The 13,472-nt window shown below is 69.5% G+C and carries 11 protein-coding genes; 7 read left to right on the top strand and 4 right to left on the bottom strand.

Features of this window, described 5'->3' with window-relative positions; all coding sequences use genetic code 11:
- Positions 1-158 precede the first annotated feature (158 nt).
- Positions 159-1,148 (bottom strand): enolase C-terminal domain-like protein, encoded by a 990-nt coding sequence (locus AP234_RS19335; protein WP_055481093.1) that lies wholly within the window; start codon positions 1,146-1,148, stop codon positions 159-161.
- Positions 1,149-1,396: 248 nt separating this feature from the next.
- On the opposite strand from AP234_RS19335, the gene AP234_RS19340 reads away from it, so the two are divergent.
- The 5 genes from AP234_RS19340 to AP234_RS19360 are packed head-to-tail and all read left to right on the top strand — an operon-like array spanning position 1,397 to position 6,790.
- Positions 1,397-2,617, top strand: coding sequence for a branched-chain amino acid ABC transporter substrate-binding protein (locus AP234_RS19340; protein WP_055481094.1), 1,221 nt, complete (start codon positions 1,397-1,399; stop codon positions 2,615-2,617).
- Positions 2,618-2,653: 36 nt separating this feature from the next.
- Entirely contained in the window at positions 2,654-3,580 is a 927-nt protein-coding gene (locus AP234_RS19345) for a branched-chain amino acid ABC transporter permease (protein WP_235558253.1), read from the top strand.
- The gene (locus tag AP234_RS19350) at positions 3,577-5,277 is read left to right on the top strand and encodes a branched-chain amino acid ABC transporter permease (RefSeq protein ID WP_055481095.1); all 1,701 of its coding nucleotides are present in this window, start codon (positions 3,577-3,579) and stop codon (positions 5,275-5,277) included. Before AP234_RS19345 ends, AP234_RS19350 begins: the two co-directional genes overlap by 4 nt.
- The gene (locus AP234_RS19355) at positions 5,274-6,077 is read left to right on the top strand and encodes an ABC transporter ATP-binding protein (protein WP_055481096.1); all 804 of its coding nucleotides are present in this window, start codon (positions 5,274-5,276) and stop codon (positions 6,075-6,077) included. Before AP234_RS19350 ends, AP234_RS19355 begins: the two co-directional genes overlap by 4 nt.
- The gene (locus AP234_RS19360; protein ID WP_055481097.1) at positions 6,074-6,790 is read left to right on the top strand and encodes an ABC transporter ATP-binding protein; all 717 of its coding nucleotides are present in this window, start codon (positions 6,074-6,076) and stop codon (positions 6,788-6,790) included. The genes AP234_RS19355 and AP234_RS19360 overlap by 4 nt, the downstream gene beginning before the upstream one ends.
- A 160-nt stretch (positions 6,791-6,950) precedes the next feature.
- Here AP234_RS19360 and AP234_RS19365 read toward each other — a convergent pair whose 3' ends face one another.
- On the bottom strand, positions 6,951-7,406 hold the full coding sequence (locus AP234_RS19365) for a VOC family protein (protein WP_055481098.1): 456 nt from the start codon (positions 7,404-7,406) through the stop codon (positions 6,951-6,953).
- 191 nt (positions 7,407-7,597) lie between these two features.
- On the opposite strand from AP234_RS19365, the gene AP234_RS19370 reads away from it, so the two are divergent.
- Positions 7,598-9,103, top strand: coding sequence for an aldehyde dehydrogenase family protein (locus AP234_RS19370; RefSeq protein ID WP_055481099.1), 1,506 nt, complete (start codon positions 7,598-7,600; stop codon positions 9,101-9,103).
- A 141-nt stretch (positions 9,104-9,244) separates the two neighbouring features.
- Here AP234_RS19370 and AP234_RS19375 read toward each other — a convergent pair whose 3' ends face one another.
- Together AP234_RS19375 and AP234_RS19380 are read right to left on the bottom strand one after the other, a co-directional pair.
- Positions 9,245-12,151: an AAA family ATPase gene (locus tag AP234_RS19375; RefSeq protein WP_055481100.1), complete on the bottom strand. Its 2,907-nt coding sequence runs from the start codon at positions 12,149-12,151 to the stop codon at positions 9,245-9,247.
- A gap of 13 nt (positions 12,152-12,164) precedes the next feature.
- Positions 12,165-12,860 carry a hypothetical protein gene (locus tag AP234_RS19380; protein WP_152990511.1) on the bottom strand — a complete coding sequence of 232 codons (696 nt, stop codon included), beginning with the start codon at positions 12,858-12,860 and terminating at the stop codon, positions 12,165-12,167.
- 227 nt (positions 12,861-13,087) lie between these two features.
- Here AP234_RS19380 and AP234_RS19385 point away from each other — a divergent pair, with 227 nt between their 5' ends.
- A complete protein-coding gene (locus AP234_RS19385) occupies positions 13,088-13,375 on the top strand; it encodes a carboxymuconolactone decarboxylase family protein (RefSeq protein WP_055481102.1) in 288 nt (95 codons plus the stop codon).
- The last annotated feature ends 97 nt before the right edge of the window (positions 13,376-13,472 follow it).

Consider the following 13,472-nt stretch of genomic DNA (forward strand, 5'->3'; position numbering starts at 1 on the left):
TGATGATCTTGCACTTGCGATTACAAGATCACGAAATACATAGGTGCGGCCCAGACGGCCCGCGTGCGAGAAACTGCAAGATCACGAGATGGATCAACGCAGGTCAGGAGGGTGATCTGCGAGAAAACGCAAGATCACGGGAGGGATGCGGGGCGGGTTCAGACTCGGAAGGACTCGCGGGCGAGGCGCCGTACCCGCGACTCGTCCACGGTGTGGCCGAGGCCCGGCTGGGTGAGCGGCACGGCGACGACGCCACCCGACGCGTCGACGGGCGGGAGGACGACCTGGGCGCTTCGCGGCGGCTCGGCCACGTCGCTCGGCATCGAGCAGCCCGGCAGGCTCGCCACCGCCACGGTGGCGGCACGGGCCAGCCCCGCGCCGTGCCCACCGGCGCAGATGATGTCCCATCCGGCGGCGACCGCGTGATCGTGCACGAGCCGTACGGCACCGAGCGAGCCGATCAGCGCCGGGCGCAGCAGCAGCGCGCGACCTGCCTTCAGGCCCACCGCCTCGTCCAGCTCTGCCGCCGAGCCGACCTCGACCGCCACCGCCGCGGCCACCCGGTCCTGCAGGTCGGCGCTGGTCAGCAGGTCCTTGAACGGGCGTTCGATGGCGACGACGCCGTAGGCGTCCAGCGCCTCGAGCTGGCCCGTCCCGGTGTAGGCGCCGTGCCCGTCGACGGCGATGGCCAGGCCCGGATAGGCGGCGCGGACCGCCCGGAGCGGCTCGACGTCCCAGCCCGGGTAGACGTCGAGCGTCACATGCCCGTAACCCGCGCAGACGTGCCGGTTCACCCGGGCGATCATGCTTTCCAGCGAGCGGTCGGCCGCCAGCCGCACGGTGCCGATCAGGGAGGTGCGGCTTCCGCCGAGGGCGTGCGCGAGCGGGACGCCGTTCATCCGGCCCCACAGGTCCCAGACCGCCATGTCCCCGGCCGACCCGCCGGGGATCTCCCCCAGCTCCGCCGGGTGCTCCCAGTCGACGCCGACGAGGGCGGGAAGCGACCGCTCCACCCCGGGAGCCGTCCCAAGGGCCTCGCCCCAGCCGGTCGCGCCGCCGTAGTCCGTGATTTTGACCAGCGTGGTCTCCGGACGCCTGCCGTACGGCAGGGTCATCCTGAAGACCTCCAGCTCTCGGACGCGCGGCACCTGACCCCCCTTCGGATAGACCCTACGCCCAAGGGACGGGTGTCTCGGTCACGGCGACCACCGGATCGGCCATGCGGGAAAGGGACCTGCAGCCGCCGCCGCGGCGACACGACTTCCGGTCATGACAAGAAATAACGCAAGAGTAACGGTTTGGAACGACCCGGCTAGGCCGGCTCGCATCGCGAGTACCGTCCTCACATCGTCTCGCGATCTCCCCTTCCCCTCATGAATAACTTGCGGAGGAAACCGTGCGTCAGCGTGCATTTCTCAGGAGCGGCGCTCTGCTGGTCGTCGGGGCCCTGGCGCTGGCGGCGTGCGGGACGCGGGCGAACGAGTCCGACGGCGGCGCCGCCGACGGGCAGAAGGTCGTGAAGATCGGAGTGATCGCGCCGCTGACCGGCAACCTGTCGGCGATCGGGCTGGGCATCCGCAACTCGGTCGATCTGGCGATCCGCCAGGCGAACGAGCAGAACGCGCTCCCCGGCTGGAAGATCGAACTGCGGGCGGAGGACGACCAGGCCACTCCGCAGGTGGGCCAGCAGGCGGCGAGCACGCTGGCGGACGACCCGGCGATCGCCGGAGTGGTGGGGACGTACAACTCGAGCGTGGCCCAGAACGTGATGCCGGTGCTCGACAAGGCGAGCATCGTCCAGGTGTCGCCCGGCAACACCGGCCCGGCGCTGACCATGGGCGAGGACCTGGACAACCCGAAGCGGCCCTACCACAACTACTTCCGCACCTGCACCACCGACGCGATCCAGGGGCCGTTCGGCGCGCGTTACGTCTACAACACGCTCGGCATCAAGAAGATCGCGACGATCAACGACAAGAAGACGTACGGCGTGGGCCTGGTGGCGCAGTTCACCAAGGAGTTCAAGGCTCTCGGCGGCGAGGTGGTCTCCGAGCAGACGATCAACCCGGATGACACCGACTACTCGTCGGTGATCGCCAAGGTGGCGGCGGCCAAGCCCGACCTCCTCTACTACGGCGGGGAGTACCCCCAGGGCGGCCCGCTGAGCCGGCAGATGAAGGCGCGCGGGCTGAAGATCCCGCTGATGGGCGGCGACGGCATCGTCGACCCCAAGTACATCGAGCTCGGCGGCGACACCTCGGTCGGCGACTTCGGCACCAGCGTGGGTGCGCCGGTGGAGGCGCTGGACTCGGCGAAGGCGTTCGTCGAGGCCTACCAGAAGGCCGGGTTCAGCGAGTCCTACTCGGCGTACGGCGCCTACGCCTTCGACGCCGCGAACGCGATCATCAACGGGCTGAAGGTGTCGCTCAAGGACGCGACGGAGATCACCACGGACGTGCGCGAGGCGACGATCCAGGCGGTGCAGAACACGTCGTTCGAGGGAACCTCGGGGCACGTGGCGTTCGACCAGTTCGGCGACAACACCACGAAGATCCTCACGGTCTACAAGGTCGAGGGCGGCGAGTGGACGGCGGCCCACACCGACTCCTTCAAGTAGTCCGTCAGGTGTGGTGACGGGTCCGCGGAGGTTCGGGTGCTCACCCAGTTCGTGCAGCAGTTGGCCAACGGGGTCGTGCTGGGCGCCATGTACGCCCTGATCGCGTTGGGCTACACGATGGTGTACGGCATCATCCAGTTGATCAACTTCGCACACGGCGAGATCTTCATGATCGGCGCGTTCGGAGCGTTCACGGTCTACCGGTACGTCCTGCCGGACGGGACGAGCCTGTGGGTCGCGCTGCCGTTGATGCTGCTCGGCGGGGTGCTCGCCGCCGTGCTCGTGGCCGTGGCGATGGAGCGGTTCGCCTATCGCCCGTTACGCAACGCGCCGCGGCTGGCGCCTCTGATCACGGCGATCGGCGTGTCGATCGCGCTGCAGGAGGCGGTGCGGCTCTACTACCCCGACGCCCGGTCGAAGCTGGCGTTCCCGCAGTTGATCAGCGGGTCGCCAATTCCGATCGGATTCGGCGCGAGCGTGGACCGGGCCTCGGTCGTGGTGGTGCTCGTGTCGGTGCTCTGCATGGTGGCGTTGACGCTGTTCGTACGGCGGAGCCGCATGGGGCGGGCGATGCAGGCGACCGCGCAGGACCCGGACACCGCCCGGCTGATGGGGATCGACATCGACCGGGTGATCGTGGTGTCGTTCGTGCTGGGGGCGGCACTGGCGGCGGTGGCCGGGATGGCGCAGGGGCTGTACCTGGGGCAGATCGACTTCCGGATGGGGTTCATCGCCGGGTTGAAGGCGTTCACCGCGGCGGTGCTGGGCGGGATCGGCAACATCCAGGGCGCGGTGGTCGGCGGGTTCGCGCTCGGCCTGGTCGAGGTGATGGCGGTGCAGTACATCCCCGGCCAGTTCGGCGGCGGGGCGTGGAAGGACGTGTGGGCGTTCGCACTGCTGATCTTGGTGCTGGTCTTCCGGCCGCAGGGGCTGCTGGGTGAGCGAGTGGCGGACCGGGCATGAGCGGCGGAGCGAACACCCCACTGCGGCGGCTGGTCGAGAAGGGCCGGGCGTCGACGGCCACGGCCCGTACGGCGACGCTGCTCGGCGCGGCGTCGAGCCTCGCTTCGACGTTCCTGGCCTGGTCGTACGGCAGCGCGTTCCCCGGAGACCTGACGATCTACGGTTACCCCGGCGGCGCCCAGGTGCACGTGCTGGTGCTGGCGGCGGTCGCGATCGCGCTGCTGCTGATCGAGGTCAGCCCTCTGCGCCGGGTGGTGACGCCGGGCGGGGTGGGCGGCACGGTCCGCGTCCTGGCCTCGGGCGTGTTCCTGATCACGGCGTTCACGGTGCTCGCGATCGGCGTCGAGCTGGGCGGGCTGATCAACGTGGAGTGGGGCGGCTGGGTGGCCCTGGTGGCCGCCGCGGTGTTCGCCGTGGCCGCCCGGCTGCTGCCCGCCGATCGGCCGGCGGTGTGGTCGTACCGCCTGCCGGACTGGGTGGAGTTCCTGGTCATCGCCGTGGTGCTGGGCCTGGCGCTGGCCGCGTTCGTGCAGGCGCTGGCGATCCCCGAGTGGGAGATCTTCCTGTGTTACCTGGTCGCCCTTGGCGCTGCCCTGGCGGCGGCCTGGCGGCTGGGGCTGGCCGCGTGGATCTCCGCGGTGGGCGCGCGGCACCGGGGAGTGACGGTGACCGCCGCGTTCGTCGTCGCCGCGGCGTTCCCGTTCACCCAGGGCTCGGACAACCACTGGCTGAACGTGATGGTCAACGTGGGGATCTTCGCCACCACGGCGATCGGACTGAACATCGTGGTCGGCCTGGCCGGGCTGCTGGACCTGGGATATGTCGCCTTCCTCGGCGTGGGCGCGTACGTGGGGGCGCTGCTGTCCGGGGCCGCGGCGAGCTCCATCGGCTGGAATCCACCGTTCGCGGTCACCGTGGTGATCGGCGCGGTGGTCACCGCGATCGTCGGGGTGATCATCGGGACGCCGACGCTGCGGGTGCGCGGCGACTATCTGGCGATCGTGACGCTGGGCTTCGGTGAGATCTTCCGGATCACCGTGAACAACCTCGACGGCAGCACCGGCCCGCAGGTGACGAACGGGCCGAACGGCATCCCGGGGATCCCGGACCTGGTGTTCCTCGGGGTGGACTTCGGCCAGTCGCACACGATCTTCGGCATGAACCTGGGATATTTCGCGAACTACTTCTTCCTGGAACTGGTGCTGATCGCGTTCGTGATCCTGGTGTTCTCGCGGATGAACAACTCCCGGCTCGGCCGGGCCTGGCTGGCGATCCGCGAGGACGAGGTGGCCGCGCAGGCGGCGGGGATCAACACGTTCCGGTTGAAGCTGCTGGCCTTCGCTCTCGGTGCGACGCTCGCCGGGATGGCGGGCACCATCCAGGCACACGCCATCTCCTCCATCACCCCCGACTCCTATCAGTTCCTCAACTCGGCGTTCCTGGTCGCCGCGGTGGTGCTCGGCGGGATGGGCACGGTCACCGGCGCGATGCTCGGGTCGGTGGTGCTGTTGCTGCTGCCGGAGAAGTTCCGGTTCTTCCAGGACAACAAGCTGCTGATCTTCGGCCTGACGTTGGTGCTGATGATGCGGTTCCGGCCGGAGGGAATGATCGCGAACAAGCGCCGGCAGGCGGAGTTCCACGAGGAGGAGATCTCCGAGCGGCTCGGCCGGGAGGCCCAGGCGGAGGGAGCGCGATGAAGTCGGCCGGCGAGGACACGCAGCGTGGTCCGGTGCTGGAGGCGTCCGGGGTGACGATGCGCTTCGGCGGGCTGACCGCGGTCGACGGCGTCGACTTCGCGGTGGGCGAGAGGGAGATCGTCGGGCTGATCGGCCCGAACGGGGCGGGCAAGACCACGTTCTTCAACTGCCTGACCGGCATGTACGTGCCCACGGCCGGCCGGGTGACCTACCGCGGCACTCCGCTTTCCGGCAAACCCCACCTGGTCACCAAGACCGGCATCGCCCGCACCTTCCAGAACATCCGGTTGTTCCCGAACATGACGGCGCTGGAGAACGTGAAGGTCGGCCGGCACTGCCGTACCACCGTCGGCGCGCTCTCCGCGCTGGTGCGCGGCCCGAAGTATCGGCGGGAGGAACGGGAGACCGAGGCCAGGGCCCGGGAGCTGCTCGACTTCGTCGGCCTGGCCGACACCTCCGACGGCCTGGCCCGCAACCTGTCCTACGGCGACCAGCGGCGGCTGGAGATCGCCCGGGCACTGGCCAGCGACCCCGGCCTGCTGCTGCTGGACGAGCCGACCGCAGGAATGAACCCGCAGGAGACCCAGCAGACCAAGGACCTGGTGTTCAAGATCCGGGAACGCGGCCTGGCCGTGGTGGTGATCGAACACGACATGCGGTTCATCTTCACCCTCTGCGACCGGGTCGCCGTGCTCGTCCAGGGACGCAAGCTCACCGAGGGCAGCCCGGGCGAGGTGCAGCGCGACGAGCGGGTGATCGCCGCCTACATCGGCACGCCGGCGGGATCGGAGCAGTCATGACCGCGATGCTCGAGGTGGACGACCTGCGGGTCGCCTACGGCAACATCCTGGCCGTCAAGGGGATCAGCTTCCGGGTCGAGCAGGGGCAGGTCGTCACGCTGATCGGCGGGAACGGCGCCGGCAAGACCACCACGCTGCGCACCCTGTCCGGGCTGCTCCACCCCGTCGGCGGCCAGATCAGGTTCAAGGGCCGGCGGATCGACGGCATGGCCGCGCACAAGATCGTCGAGTTGGGGATCGCGCACTCGCCGGAGGGCCGGCACATCTTCCCCCGCATGACGATCGAGGAGAACCTGCTGCTCGGCGCCTACCTGCGCCGTGACGGCGCGGCGATCGAGCAGGACGTGCGGCGGGCCTATGAGCTGTTCCCGGTGCTCGGCGAGCGTCGCAGGCAGGCGGCAGGGACGCTCTCGGGCGGCGAGCAGCAGATGCTCGCGATGGGTCGAGCCATGATGAGCCGGCCCGAGCTGCTCATGCTCGACGAGCCGTCCATGGGCCTGTCCCCCATCATGATGCAGAAGATCATGGAGACCGTCGCCGCGCTCAAGGAGTCCGGCACCACGATCCTGCTGGTCGAGCAGAACGCCCAGGCCGCGCTCAACCTCGCCGACCGCGGCTACGTGCTGGAGACCGGCCGCATCGTGCTCGAAGACCACGGGCAGGCCCTGCTCGGCAACGACCAGGTACGCAAGGCCTACCTCGGCGAAGACTAGAGCATCGGTCAGGCATCGTCACCGCTGCCGCGGCGTCGGTCACTGCGCCGGGAGGAAGCTCCGGTCCGCTGCGAAGCCCGCTGGCCGCGGGCTTCCCGTGCGGTCCTCGCTCCCTCCCGCTCCGCTCCCTGCCCCCGGATGGCGGCTACTGACCGACTCTCTAGACGACGCAGAACTCGTTGCCCTCCGGATCCTGCAGCACCACGGCGTAGTACTCCATGCCCGGATCGTCCATGATCCGCAGTACGGTGGCACCGGCCCTGGTCAGCCGTTCCACGGTAGCGGTGACCCGCTGCGTGCGTACCGCCAACGGGACGTCGCGCCCACCGCCCACCTTCAGATCGAGGTGCACCCGATTCTTGGCGACCTTGGGTTCTGGAACCTGCTGGAACCACACCCGCGGCCCCTGCCCGGCAGGGTCCACGATCGACTCCGGGCTGTCTCCGGCACCGGCCGGCAGCTCTTCTTCCGGCACCCCCATGTCCGCCCAATAATCCCGCCACGTGGCGTGTCCCCCCGGAGGAGGCTCAGGCACGTACCCCAGGGCCTCGCACCAGAACGCCACCAGTCTCCGCGGATCGGCGCAGTCGATCGTCAGTTGCAGGGTCATCTCCATGCCAGGAGCCTGCCAGATGGGTCTGACATATCTCGGTCGTAGCCGCTGCCCCCTCCCACTGGAAGAATCCCCTGGTCGACCCCATGCTCCAGTGGCGTCGACGACGACACCGCGGAGGCGTGTAGGCAGGAGGCCCGCTGGAGAATACGGTGTAGTCGAGGCTGAAGACACCAAAAAATCCGGAGGTCGGTGTGACCCGCCAGATCGTTTCCGTCATCGGGGACAGTGAGGCCGTTTCCGGCACGGCCTACGAGTCGATCAACCCGGCCCGGCCCGACGAGATCGTCGCGACCGTCATGCTGGCCGATGCCGACACATTCGCCGGCGCGTGCCGTACGGCGGCGGCCGCCCAGCGGGAGTGGGCGCACGTCCCGGCGCCGGTACGGGGGCGGGTGATCGCGTCGATCGGCCGCCTGGTCGAGGCCAACACCGAGGCGCTGGCCAGGCTGGTCACCGAGGAGATCGGCAAGCCGTACGCCGAGGCGCTGGGCGAGGTGCGGGAGATCGTCGACACCTGCGACTTCTTCCTGGGCGAGGGCCGCCGCCTCTACGGGCAGACGGTGCCGTCGGAGATGCCGGACAAGAGCCTGTTCACGTTCCGGGTGCCGGTCGGGGTGGCCGCGATCGTGACGGCGGGCAACTTCCCGGTGGCCGTCCCCTCGTGGTATCTGGTGCCCGCCCTGCTCTGCGGCAACGCGGTGGTGTGGAAGCCCGCCGAGTACGCCGCGGCCTCAGCCCACGCGCTCTACCGGCTGTTCGCGGCGGCCGGGCTGCCCTCCGGCGTGCTGAACATCGTCTTCGCCTCCGGCGCCGACACCTACGCGGGCCTGGACGCTGCGCTGGCCGAGGGCACCGTCCAGAAGGTCGGCTTCACCGGGTCCAGCGAGGTGGGCCGGAAGATCGGCGAGCTGTGCGGGCGGCACCTGCAGTCGCCGTGCCTGGAGCTCGGGGGCAAGAACCCCATGGTCGTCATGCCCGACGCCGATCTCGACCTCGCCGTCGAGGGCGCCCTGTTCTCCGGTTTCGGCACGGCCGGGCAGCGGTGCACCTCGCTCGGCACGGTCATCGTGCACGAGGACGTCCACGACGAGTTCCTCGGCCGGTTCGCCGAGGCCGTACGGAACGCGAAGATCGGCGACCCGACCGGCGACGTGCTGTACGGCCCGCTGCTGGACCACAGGTTCGCCGAGCGATACGAGGAGTACCTCACCTGGGTCCGGCCGCACCACACCGTGCTGCCCGAGCCGACCGGCCGGATGGACGGCACGGGCCTGTACTACCACCCGGTCATCGTGGACGGGGTCCGCCCCGACGACCGGCTGTTCCTGGAGGAGACCTTCGGGCCGATCGTGGGGGTGACCACGTTCGGCACGCTGGACGAGGCGATCGAGCTGGCCAACCGGCCCGGGTACGGACTGTCGTCGTCGATCTACACCACCGATCCGAAAGCGGCGTTCCGGTTCCGGTCCGGCATCTCGGCGGGCATGGTCAGCGTGAACAACTCGACGTCCGGCGCCGAGGCCCACCTGCCGTTCGGCGGGAACGGCAGGTCGGGCAACGGGAGCAGGCAGAGCGGGATGTGGGTCCTCGACCAGTTCACCCGGTGGCAGGCGATGAACTGGGACTACTCGGGCCGCCTGCAGAAGGCCCAGATGGACGTGGCGGAGATCACGCCCGATCTGGGCTTCCGGCTCTGACCGGCGAGTCATCGGCTCTCGATTCACTGGTCTTCGCGTGATCGAGGGAGCGGAGCGGGAGGGAGCGAGGACCGCACGCGGAAGCCCACGCCAGCGGGCTTCGCAGCGGACCCAAGCTTCCTCCCAGCGCGGCGACCGGCCTCATACGGATGTGCCGGGGCCGGGGCCGCGGCGGCCGTCGTAGCCGAGCAGCCGCATCGCGACCTCGGGATCCATGGCGGCGGCGAGCAACTGGGCACGCTCGGCGGCCCGGTCTCTGGCCGCCTCGGCCTGCCTGCGGGCCCTCCGCTGCGTGCGCGCCACCACGACGGCCGCGGTCAGACCGGTGATCAACGCGATGAGCGTGACGGCCAGCGCGAGCACGAGCCCGCTCGGCATGCCCTTCGGCGGCTCTGCGAGCACCATGCCGAGCGGGACGAACAGCAGCACGGCCGTGACGGCGCCGGCGATCGCCCAGAACGTGCCGCCGGACGACCTCCCCGCGGCGGTGGCGTGCCGCACCGGCGGTGACCCGCCGCTGCGGGCCGCGAAGCCGTCGTGCCGGACGAAGGCGGGGGCGACCAGCGCGGGCGGCGGCGCGCTCGGCGCCGGCGGCACGCCCGCCGGGCGGGGCCTGGTGGCCGGCGATCGGGACGGCGTGGCCTGCGGTCGAGGCGGCATGACCGGTGGTCGGGGCGGTGTGACCGGTGGTCGGGGCGTGGTCGACGGCGCCGATCCGGTCGGGCGTATGGGGGCGAGTTCCCGCCGCGGCGGGACGGGCAGCTCCACCGAGACGGTGCTGTGCACGCGGTGCGCCTGCGCGGCGGCCTCGTGGTAGGTCTCGATCTCCGCGTAGAACTCGTCGGAGCCGTAGACGCCGCCGTCGACGAGCGGTCCCCCGGCGCACTCGATGACCGCGACCACGTCGTCGCCGCTCAGCGTCCTGTGCTGCTCCAGTGCGTGGGCGACCGAGAGCACCTCGCGGCGGTTGTCGCGCAGCAGTTCCGTGGTCTTCTCCAGCAGGCGGGCGAGGTTGAACTCGATCCGCTCCGGAAGCAGGTCGGGCAGCATCTCATCGCGTACGGCCCCGGGCCGACCCTGGGCCGCCCTGCCCTCACGCAGTCCCAGCTCCTGCAGCGCCGGAAGCGAGGCCACACCGATGCCCATGCCCCAGTGCGCCTCCATGAGCCCGGTCAGCATGGTGGCCGACTGCAGGTCGCCCGACACCCCGGAAGAGTTGTCCTCACCGAAGAACATCCGCTCCCCGGCCAGGGAGGCGAGGGAGACCATGATGTCCGCCTCGTACTCCGATCGCCACCGGGTGAACTGGTCCTCGGGCTTGATGCCGGCGACCATGCCGAGGTAGTCGGCGCCCTTCTCGATCGTCGCGATGTCGATCTCCAGGTGGTGCCGCGTGCGGTAGGCGACCACCGCATGGCATGCCTCGTGCACCGCCACCGCGTGGCGCTCGCGTTCGATGTACTCGACGTCCTCGGGCGGGCCGAGCTGCTTGAGCCGCTTGGCCCGCATGACGTCGGACCAGGTGATGACCTCGCGGCCGTCCCGGATCGCGGTGATCAGCGACTCGTTGACGAGGTCCTTGATCGTGGCCCCGGTGGCGTACGGAGTGATCGTGGCGAGCTTGTCGATCTGCTCGGCGGTCAGCTCGTGCCGCACCTTGCCGAAGTAGCCCTGGTAGGTGCGGATCCGGCCCGCCTTCGAGGGGTAGCCGACCTTGTAGATGCGGTCGATCCGGCCCGGCCGCAGCAGCGCCTCGTCGAGCGCCTCGGGCAGGTTGGTCGCCATCATGATCAGGATGCGGTACTTCGGCGGCGGCTTGGGCCGCATGCCGAGCAGTCGCCGCACGTAGCGGTTGACGAAGCCGCGTGGCTTCTTCAGACCGGAGATCTCGGTGAGCAGCGCCTCGAGCGTGCCCATTCCGCCACCGCCGCCCATGCCGCCGCCGTACACCAGGCGGTCGGCGATCAGCCGGCGGGTGTCCTCGCCGAGGTAGGCGAAACCGTTGCAGCCGGCCCGCTGGAACGGCGCGGCTTGAAAGGGGGCGGACAGGGGGGCGGTCGTGGCGCGGCCCCAGCCGCCGACGCCGCCGGGCCCGCCCTGGGCCAGCGCCCCGCGGTTGCCGAGCGAGTCGGCCTCGTCGAAGAAGACGATCACACCGCCGTAGCGGAGGGCCAGCTTGCGCAGCTTGCGGAACAGCGACTTGACCTTGAGCACGCCCACGCCGAAGAACATGTTGATGAACGCGCCGGGATCCACGAAGACGTACGGCTTGCCGGTGGATCCGGCCACCGCCTCGGCGAGCAGGGTCTTGCCGGTGCCCGGCGGCCCCCACAGCAGGATGCCGCTCGGCACGTAACCGCCCCTGGCCTCGATCTCGTCGGGCTTCTCCAGGAAGACGATGTTCTCCTTGACCCGTTCGACGACGTGGTCCTGGCCCCACACATCGGAGAAGCGGGTCTTGATGTCGTCGGGGTAGTAGACGTCGACGCCGCCGCGTGACAGGAACCAGAAGATCGCCACGAACTGACCGACCGCGAGCAGCATGAGCAGCACGACCTGCAGCACCGTGGGCAGGAAGCCCCAGACCGTGGCGGGCACGCCGTACAACGCCTCGATCGGTGAGACGTGCCGCACCTCGCCGAGCACGAACGCGACGACCATGATCCAGACGGCCCACTTGACCGCGCGGGCGATGCGGTAGCGGTTCCAGTCGTTGAACCTGCGCCGTGTCCAGCGGTTCCAGCCGCCGAAGACCCGGTGCGTCCAGAACCGGTGATAGGCGGCGGAACGCTCACTGACCAGGAAGTGCACCTGCCTGGCGACCTCCAGCCCGGCGAGCCACAGAATCCATGCGGAGCCCGTGACCGTCCGCACCAGGGCGTCGCGGGCCGACATGAGCCCGGGGAAGGCGACCATGTCGCTCCACATCAGCACGCCGAAGGCGACGGCGAGCAGGATCAGGAACTTCCCCCTGTCCCACGGCGCGAGTCGCTTCCTGGTCCCCGGATCTCGGTCGACGGGACCGGAGCCCGGTGCGCGAAGGCTCATACAAGGGACTCCTTCATGGGTTGAGGATGCGCTTGACCTTGAAGGACTCGGCGATCAGGCCGATCTCCGCGGCATGCTCCCGATGGCACTCGGGCGAGCAGCCGATGACCAGGGAGGAGATCCGCGACCCGTCCGCCGACAGGTAGGCGGTCTCGTCGTACGTCTGGACGGGCCCGCTGCCGTGCCGCAGGTTGAAGACGCTGCGCACGCCGCGTACCCCGTCCACCACCGGCAGCACCCGGTCCGTCAGCAGCTTGAAGTCCTTGTACGGATAAATCCCGCTCTCGTCGAGTCGGCGCCGCATGTCGTCGTCGAGCGCGACGGGAAAGCCGAGGGAGTTGCGCAGCATGTTCAGCGAGGCCCGGTTCCGCTGTTCCGCGTTGAGCTTCTGCACCTTGACGAGCACGAACGGCCGGTCGTCAGCCCCGGCCGGGCCGGTGACCAGGTGATCGATCGACGGGCGCTCGTCGGCGTCGAAGGCCACGATCCAGACCGTCCGCCTGAGGGCCGATCGGTCCTCGCGGTCGTCCTCTCCGAACACCGCCTTCTCGATCGCCTTCTGGTCGACCTGCCGCCATCCGGCGGGCACCTTGAAGTAGGTCGCCCCGTCATCGTCGCGTATGTAGGTGTACTCGGGACCGGCGCAACCGGACAGCAGCGATGCGGCGAGGGCCGCCCCCATCAGCGTCCGACCACTCAGCGGATGCACGAGGTGTTCATGCCCGCTTTTCCGACTCTCCGTCACTGGCACGTTCCACGACGCCCGAAGGAATTTGACCAAATCTTGTCCGAATCTTGATTGGCCTCGTGACGTCGACACCGGGGAATGCCGAGGTTATCAGGACCTGACCTGCGGGGGGTGTAACGCCTGACGACCTCGGACACGACATCTTCAATGTTGTCAGGGAATCCTTGGCCGGTAGGGGAGCTGAGCGAATGGACGGGGCGGCACTTGAGCGCTTGTTCTCCGAGGTGTGGTCCGGAGAGACGCTCACCGATCGGGACCGACGTCTGCTGCTGCTCGGCCTCCTCGTGGGCGACGGCATGCACGACATGATCGAGACCCAGCTCGACGCGGCCCTGCGCACCGGTGCGCTGACCCCGGAGGAACTGCGCGAGGTGGTCTCCTTCCTCACCCACTACGCGGGCTGGACGCGCGCGTCGCTCCTCGGCACCCGGGCAGAGGAGCTGATCGCCAGGTTCCTGGGCACGCCCGATCCCTGATCTCGCCCGAGCCTCGTACGCCCCCGGTGCGTGAAGGCAAGGCACGGATAGAGATCTGGAAAACCTTCCACGAAACGGCGCGACGGTGGGCGCGACG

Source organism: Sphaerimonospora mesophila (assembly GCF_001417795.1).
In the GTDB taxonomy this organism is placed as follows: Bacteria; Actinomycetota; Actinomycetes; order Streptosporangiales; family Streptosporangiaceae; genus Sphaerimonospora; species Sphaerimonospora mesophila.

Coding starts and splice junctions, on each gene's coding strand:
- AP234_RS19375 (WP_055481100.1), bottom strand. CDS start 12,151: ATGAGCCTTCGCGCACCGGGCTCCGGTCCCGTCGACCGAGATCCGGGG.
- AP234_RS19360 (WP_055481097.1), top strand. CDS start 6,074: ATGACCGCGATGCTCGAGGTGGACGACCTGCGGGTCGCCTACGGCAAC.
- AP234_RS19365 (WP_055481098.1), bottom strand. CDS start 7,406: ATGGAGATGACCCTGCAACTGACGATCGACTGCGCCGATCCGCGGAGA.
- AP234_RS19350 (WP_055481095.1), top strand. CDS start 3,577: ATGAGCGGCGGAGCGAACACCCCACTGCGGCGGCTGGTCGAGAAGGGC.
- AP234_RS19355 (WP_055481096.1), top strand. CDS start 5,274: ATGAAGTCGGCCGGCGAGGACACGCAGCGTGGTCCGGTGCTGGAGGCG.
- AP234_RS19385 (WP_055481102.1), top strand. CDS start 13,088: ATGGACGGGGCGGCACTTGAGCGCTTGTTCTCCGAGGTGTGGTCCGGA.